Origin of the sequence: Deinococcus sp. (assembly GCF_018260405.1) — a bacterium.
GTDB lineage: Bacteria > Deinococcota > Deinococci > Deinococcales > Deinococcaceae > Deinococcus.
Map to the genome: position 1 here is coordinate 1 of NZ_JAGLBG010000263.1, position 568 is coordinate 568.

A 568-nucleotide genomic window follows, 5' to 3' on the forward strand; every position below is an offset into this window, starting at 1 on the left:
TGTTCCCTCGCCCGGCACAGAGCGCCGGGCAGCCGGGGGACATGCAAAAGGGTTCTGTCAGGTTAAGTTCAAGTACGGCGAATGACAGTACGACGCGGCAAACTATGATTAAGACGGTATCTAGCAATACCGTCTCGATTTTAACCGTTCTAGACGTGTTCCACCCAGCCCTAATCCGGCGGGCGGCACTGGGATCGGCCGGCACCTTCCGCTAGATTAATGCGGTACCCTGCGCTGGGTAATCCGGCACCCTTTGTTGGGGTCGGCACCCAACACGTGTGGACGGAACCTCATTGGTCATCCTTGCAGGATGACCAGAAAGCGAGTGTCCATGCGAAAAATCAGAGAAGTCTTACGTCGGTTCTGTCAGGTTAAGTTCAAGTAAACTGAGTCAGCATGCCTGCGGACTTGAAGCCCTATCGCCACCGTTTTCCCAAGAGCATCATTCAGCACGCCGTCTGGCTCTACCATCGCTTCACCTTGAGTTACCGAGATGTTGAAGAATTGCTTCTCCATCGCGGAACTCAAGTCAGCTACGAAACGATTCGCGAATGGTGCGACAAATTCG

Annotated in this window: 1 pseudogene; it reads left to right on the plus strand. The window is 53.9% G+C overall.

Annotated features, from left to right (window positions below):
* Nucleotides 1–396 precede the first annotated feature (396 nt).
* A pseudogene (locus QZ269_RS13455) lies at nt 397–568 on the plus strand (IS6 family transposase); the annotation flags it as partial.